Source organism: Petrachloros mirabilis, from assembly GCF_975968855.1.
In genome coordinates, this window is the sequence record NZ_CDLUDY010000281.1 from 1 (window position 1) to 5,872 (window position 5,872).

Below are 5,872 nucleotides of genomic sequence, written 5' to 3' on the forward strand. Positions count from 1 at the left end.
CCAAAGCAGACCCAATTAACGTGGCGCGCACCATCCTCCGGCGCTCGCTCGTTGTGGAAGAGGCTGTTTTTGCTCTTGAATCTCCCCGCCTCATGCGCCTAAGTATAACCGATTAGAAATCTTTGTCCACAGGCAAGTTTCGGCTTATTTTCTCTTTGGCTTGTAGTAGTTACGCCCTTTCAGCTGCTCCGGCAGGTGCGTCTGAGCCTGTTGCGCCGCCGGATCATCATGCACGTAGCGATAGCCCTTCCCGTACCCTAAATCTCGCATCATCGACGTCACGGCATTCCGTAGATGGAGAGGCACGCCGAGGTTTCCGTGAGTTCTTGCGTCGTTCAACGCTTCAAGAAGACCGGCGTACGATGCATTGTCCTTTGGTCTCGTTGCCAAGTAGGTCGTCCCCTGGGCCAAATTGATTTGAGCCTCCGGCAATCCGACGAATTGAACCGCTTGTGCAACTGCTGTTGCGACGACAAGCCCCATCGGATCGGCATTCCCTACATCTTCCGACGCGAAGATCACCATGCGCCGCGCAATAAACTTCGGATCTTCACCGGCTTCCAACATTCGGGCCAACCAATAGAGAGCTCCGTCCGGATCTGAATCGCGCAGGCTCTTGATATAGGCGGAGATGAGGTTGTAATGCTCCTCGCCGCCCTTGTCATATCGCAGCGACTTCTTGAGTAATGAAGCTTCGACGGTGGCACCAGCAAGTCGTCTGATTCCATCAGGGCCAAACTTCGCCTCATCGGCCACAAACTCCAACGCGGTTAACAGAGAGCGGGCATCACCGTTAGCAAATCCAATCAGCCTCCGTCGCGCGTCCTCATCGAGTACGATCTTTTTTGCAACTAACCCACGATCACCGTCGCTGACGGCACGATCGAGTATCCGCCCCAAAGCCTCGTCATCGAGTTGTTTGAGAACCGCTACCAGCGAACGGGAGAGGAGCGGCGCGACGACTTCGAAAGAAGGGTTTTCTGTTGTCGCTCCAATCAGGATAATCGTTCCCCGCTCCACATGCGGCAGGAAAGCATCCTGCTGTGCCTTGTTGAACCGATGGATTTCATCGACGAATAGAATCGTCTTCTGCCCTGTGGTGACGAGCCGATGCTGCGCCCCCTTCAGAATCTCCCGCAGTTCCGGAATTCCACTCGTCACGGCCGAGAAAGATACGAAATGTCCTTTTGTGTAGCGGGAAATCAGATGCGCGAGCGTCGTCTTGCCGCAGCCCGGGGGGCCCCAGAGGATCACGGACGTGAGTCGATCTGTCTCGATTGCCTTGCGGAGCGGGCACTCCTTCCCCACGATGGATTCCTGCCCGATGAAATCTTCGAACGTCTGTGGCCTCAGCCGTTCGGCAAGCGGCGCCTCAACCGTAGATTCACGAGAGGGATCAGCAAAAAGATCGGGGGTTGGTTCCTGATGGTGCGCCATACAAATCCTCGGCAATAGCGACGATTCTATACGCCTCTTCTCACACAGAGCAAACGAGCTGAAAGCCATGCTTGACGCTGACGCCACCCGATGCTACGAAAGAGCGGCGTCATGGAGCACGCGTGAAGACTCACATCAACGGCATCACTTTAGCTTACGACGACAACGGATCGGGGATTCCTCTCGTCTTCCTCCATGCCTTCCCCCTCAATCGAACGATGTGGGCCCAACAGAAACAGGCGCTTTCAAGCCGGTTCAGAACCATATTGATCGATCTCCGCGGCCATGGAGAATCGGAGGCACCTCTTTGGCACTACACGCTGGAGCAGGCGGCGGACGACGTCTGTGCCTTGCTGGACCAGATCTCGATCCCCCGGGCCGTCTTCGTCGGACTCTCGATGGGGGGCTATATCCTGTTTGCGCTATATCGAAAATATCCGGAACGGGTGACCGGCCTTGTGCTGGCCGACACAAGGGCACAGGCCGACACGTTGGAGGGGATACAAGGACGGTTTCAGATGGCCCAAACCGCATATCGGGAAGGACCTTCGGCAATCGCCAACCTCATGCTCTCAAAATTGCTCAGCCGGGCAACCTTGCAAGAGAAACCAGAAATCGTTCAACGGGTTCGCCGCATGATTGAAGATAACGAAATCAGCGGCATCGCGGGAGACCTTATGGCCATGGCCGAACGGCCTAATTCTGTTCCGTTCCTAAAACAGATCACCTGCCCTACCCAAATTATCGTCGGTGAGCTGGATCAAGCGACTCCGCCATCCGAAGCCAAACTGATGGCCGAGCAGATTCCCGGAGCTCGATTAGCACTCATTCCCAATGCCGCTCACCTGGCAAACATCGAACAGCCGGACGCTTTCAACCAGATTCTGGCTGAATTTGCCACAGAGTTAGCAGAGGCAGTGAAAAGATAACCACTCCAGCCACTCATATCTAAGATCTCACCAGATTCTCCTTCAATCAATTGGTCGTGAACACAGACGTGAGAATAAACGAGAGGGAGGTATGTCCTGTTGAGCCGAGCTTGGGGAAGGATTGCCCGTTTGAACGGTCTGTTAGCCGAGTCCGCCTACTCCGCTTCGACCGATAAGCTTCAAAAACTCCACGCGCGTTTGTTCCTGACTGCGGAAGACTCCCAGCATCGAGCTGGTGACCGCGATGGTATTTTGTTTCTCGACACCACGCATCATCATGCAGAGATGACGGGCCTCCATGACCACGGCCACGCCGTGCGCGTTGAGTTTGCGCTTGAGAGTCTCCGCAATTTGGGTCGTCAAGCGCTCCTGCACCTGTAACCGCCGTGCAAACGCATCCACAACGCGCGGAATCTTGCTGAGCCCGACAACCTTCTTATTAGGGAGGTATCCCACATGGCACTTCCCAAAGAACGGCAACATATGATGTTCGCACATACTGAAAAAATCGATGTCTTTGACGATGACCATTTCATCGTAGTTGATGGGGAACAAGGCTCCATTCAGGAGATGATCGATATCGCGATGGTATCCCTGGGTCATGAAGGCCAGGGCCTTGGCAACTCGCTCCGGCGTCTTGAGCAAACCATTCCGCTTGGGGGATTCACCCAACGACTTCAGCAATTGGGTGACCAACCCCTTCACCACTTCGATGTCGGCAGAAGGTTTGATCGGTGGAAGATCTTCGGCATGCTCCAACGAGGTCTCGCGTCGCCGTCGTGCCATGGTCTCTTGCTACTCCCTCCTAGCCTGTCGAGACAGGCTGTGCATATTCGAAATAATTGTCTCTGGTCTCGATCACGCCGACTTTTTCGAGAGCACCATGGGGAACCTTGTCGTGCAGGAGGTCCCAGATCAATTTGACGAGGTTCTCACCGGTCGTGGTACTGTCGGCAAAGGCAGGATCTTGATTGAGGTCGTGGTGGTCGAACCGCTTGACGATGACCTCGTTCACGATACGATCAAGTCGTTCGATGTCCGCCGGTCCCCTTTCGCCTTTCACCGTCACCAGCACAACATAGTTGTGGCCGTGGCCATTGGGATTGTTGCACTTCCCAAAAGCCGCCCAATTCTCCTCAGCGGTCAGATGGTCCGTGTGCAACCGGTGTGCGGCGCAAAATCGATAACGCCTGGTGATGCTGATCCGTGCCATGCGTGTTTGCCCTTAGAAAAAAAAGAAGCCAGGATCGCCCTTTCATCGAGCAGCCCTGGCTTCCGCCTTTCAACTTCTATCGCCTGTGCCTATCCGGCAAACCTGTCACGCTGTTTATGCGCTGAAGGAGCTGCCGCAGCCACAGGTCGTCTTGGCTTGGGGATTCTTGATAGAAAATCCGGACCCCTGCACACTGTCGACATAATCGACTTCTGCCCCCTGGAGCAGCGGTGCACTCTGGGAATCCATGATCACCTTGACGTTACCCTTTTCAATCACGGTATCGTCTTCGGCCGTCTTGGACTCAAAGGCCATTCCGTACTGATACCCATGGCAGCCGCCACCTCGGACGTAGATCCGAAGCCCGACGATATCCTTCTCTTCTTTCATCAATTCCTGAATCTTCTGCTCGGCGACTGCAGTGATTGTGACCATTGTCATCCTCCTTCTCGTCAGACCGGCCTTCTGGACCGACTAGACTTATTAGTGTAACACCTCTTTACGCAATATCAACACCTTGCGCCTCAGATTTTCTAGTGGTGGGCGCCTCCCACTTCCTTTCCGGAACCCTTACCGTCACATCGCCCAGCACCTTAGCCTGACATCCAAGCCGATGCCAGGGCTCGCTGAGCGCTTCTCGATCCAACAAATCCTGCTCCTCGAACTCGATCTCCGAGAGGTTCTCCCCTCCGATTTGCACTTCGACTCGGCAGGTCGTACAGGAAGCGTTGCCGCCGCAATCGTGCTTTAGCGGGAACCCCAATTCCTTTGCCGCATCGAGCAAGGTCGTATTTCTCGGCACCGTCCCGCTCCTGCCCCGGGAATGGAGAAACGTCACGCGCGGCATCATATCCCCTTTTAGTGCGCGGCCGCGTCGGCCTTGGTTGCCGGATACGGACACCGATGCAGATTAATGTGCTCGTCGAACTCGTGCCGGAAAAGCTTGACGCTGCTCTGGACCAGTACCGACGCGCCGGTGACTAGCGTGCAATATCCTGTTCCCTTCACAAATCCGCAGAGCTGGAGAAGACTGTCGAGGTCCTTTTGACTCCCTTCCCCTGCTTCAATCTTGGCCATAAGCGTCGCCAGATTTATCGTGCCCATTCGGCAAGGGGGACATTGCCCGCAACTTTCGCCTTTGAAGAAATTGGAAAATTTGAGCGTTTGCCTGACCATGCAGGTTTCATCGTCGACGACGATGACACCCGCGGAACCCAACCCCGTCCCAGCTTTTTTCAATGAATCAAAATCCATCTGGAGATCGAGTTGACCTGCCGTAATCATGGAAAACGCCGGGCCACCTGGAAACACTGCCTTGATTTTCCGCCCGCCTGGAACACCACCTCCACATTGCTCGATCAATTCACGCACCGTGATGCCCATAGGCATTTCGTAGACACCAGGGCGATTCACGGCACCGCTGAGCGAAAACATCATTGTTCCCGGGCACTTCTCCGTGCCAACTTGTGTAAACCACGCGGCTCCTTTATGGAGAATCCGCGGGATGTTACACAATGTCTCGACATTGTTGACGAGCGTGGGTTTGCCGTACAAGCCGTAGTCCGTCGGATAAAATGGGGGCTTTTGCCGTGGCATCGCGGGACGCCCCTGCATCGACTCCAACATCGCCGTTTCTTCTCCGGCCACGTAACTGCCGTGGCCCTCGAATACTTGCAGATCAATATCAATACCGCTGCCGAGAATGTTCTTCCCAAGAAGACCGCGCTCCTTCGCTTGGGCCAGTGCTTTCTTCAGATTTTCCCGTTCTTCATGGTATTCGTGATTGACGTAAATGAAGGAGGCCTTCGCATTCGCCGTCCGCGATGCGATCAAACAACCTTCGATCAACTGGTGGGGGATCGTCTTGAGGAGATGCCGATCCTTGAAGGTGCCAGGCTCGTGCTCACCGGCATTGCAGACGAAATACCGTTCCTTGACTCGGTGATTGAGCACCTTGTCCCACTTCACCCCTGTTGGAAACCCTGCTCCCCCCCGACCGCGAAGGCCGGATGCCTTTAGCTCCTGAACCACTTGTTCAGGCGACAGATCCTTGACGCATTTTTTCCACGCTTCATATCCTCCTGCCTTAATGTAGGCATCGATATCCCAGGGAGGTCCTTCGACCTTCGGGACAAGGCGTGATTCTGTCAGGACTGTCATCGTGAAATATCCCACTCCACTAAACGAGAAAGGCGAAAAGCTACTATACGGTTCCCCCCGCCATTCCGTCAAGGAAAGGAGTCAGGAATAGGCCTGAATCTCAACAAGTTAGGACCACAGCCCTAGATCAATC

General features: G+C 54.8%; 7 protein-coding genes. 1 reads left to right on the forward strand and 6 read right to left on the reverse strand.

The window, feature by feature from the left end; translation table 11 throughout:
• Positions 1-144: 144 nt before the first annotated feature.
• Positions 145-1,437 carry a replication-associated recombination protein A gene (locus ACWVCN_RS12070; RefSeq protein WP_455246023.1) on the reverse strand — a complete coding sequence of 431 codons (1,293 nt, stop codon included), beginning with the start codon at positions 1,435-1,437 and terminating at the stop codon, positions 145-147.
• Between the two features lie 122 nt (positions 1,438-1,559).
• On the opposite strand from ACWVCN_RS12070, the gene ACWVCN_RS12075 reads away from it, so the two are divergent.
• Positions 1,560-2,366 carry an alpha/beta fold hydrolase gene (locus ACWVCN_RS12075; RefSeq protein WP_455246024.1) on the forward strand — a complete coding sequence of 269 codons (807 nt, stop codon included), beginning with the start codon at positions 1,560-1,562 and terminating at the stop codon, positions 2,364-2,366.
• Positions 2,367-2,507: 141 nt separating this feature from the next.
• Here ACWVCN_RS12075 and folE read toward each other — a convergent pair whose 3' ends face one another.
• The 5 genes from folE to nuoF form a co-directional block, all read right to left on the reverse strand.
• Positions 2,508-3,152 (reverse strand): GTP cyclohydrolase I FolE, encoded by a 645-nt coding sequence (gene folE / locus ACWVCN_RS12080; RefSeq protein ID WP_455246025.1) that lies wholly within the window; start codon positions 3,150-3,152, stop codon positions 2,508-2,510.
• 19 nt (positions 3,153-3,171) lie between these two features.
• Positions 3,172-3,579, reverse strand: coding sequence for a 6-carboxytetrahydropterin synthase (locus ACWVCN_RS12085; RefSeq protein ID WP_455246026.1), 408 nt, complete (start codon positions 3,577-3,579; stop codon positions 3,172-3,174).
• A gap of 114 nt (positions 3,580-3,693) precedes the next feature.
• Positions 3,694-4,014: an iron-sulfur cluster insertion protein ErpA gene (gene erpA / locus ACWVCN_RS12090; RefSeq protein WP_455246027.1), complete on the reverse strand. Its 321-nt coding sequence runs from the start codon at positions 4,012-4,014 to the stop codon at positions 3,694-3,696.
• A gap of 64 nt (positions 4,015-4,078) precedes the next feature.
• The gene (locus ACWVCN_RS12095) at positions 4,079-4,381 is read right to left on the reverse strand and encodes a 2Fe-2S iron-sulfur cluster-binding protein (RefSeq protein ID WP_455246029.1); all 303 of its coding nucleotides are present in this window, start codon (positions 4,379-4,381) and stop codon (positions 4,079-4,081) included.
• A 56-nt stretch (positions 4,382-4,437) separates the two neighbouring features.
• Complete coding sequence (gene nuoF / locus ACWVCN_RS12100) at positions 4,438-5,739, reverse strand: NADH-quinone oxidoreductase subunit NuoF (protein WP_455246031.1); 1,302 nt, start codon at positions 5,737-5,739, stop codon at positions 4,438-4,440.
• Positions 5,740-5,872 lie beyond the last annotated feature (133 nt).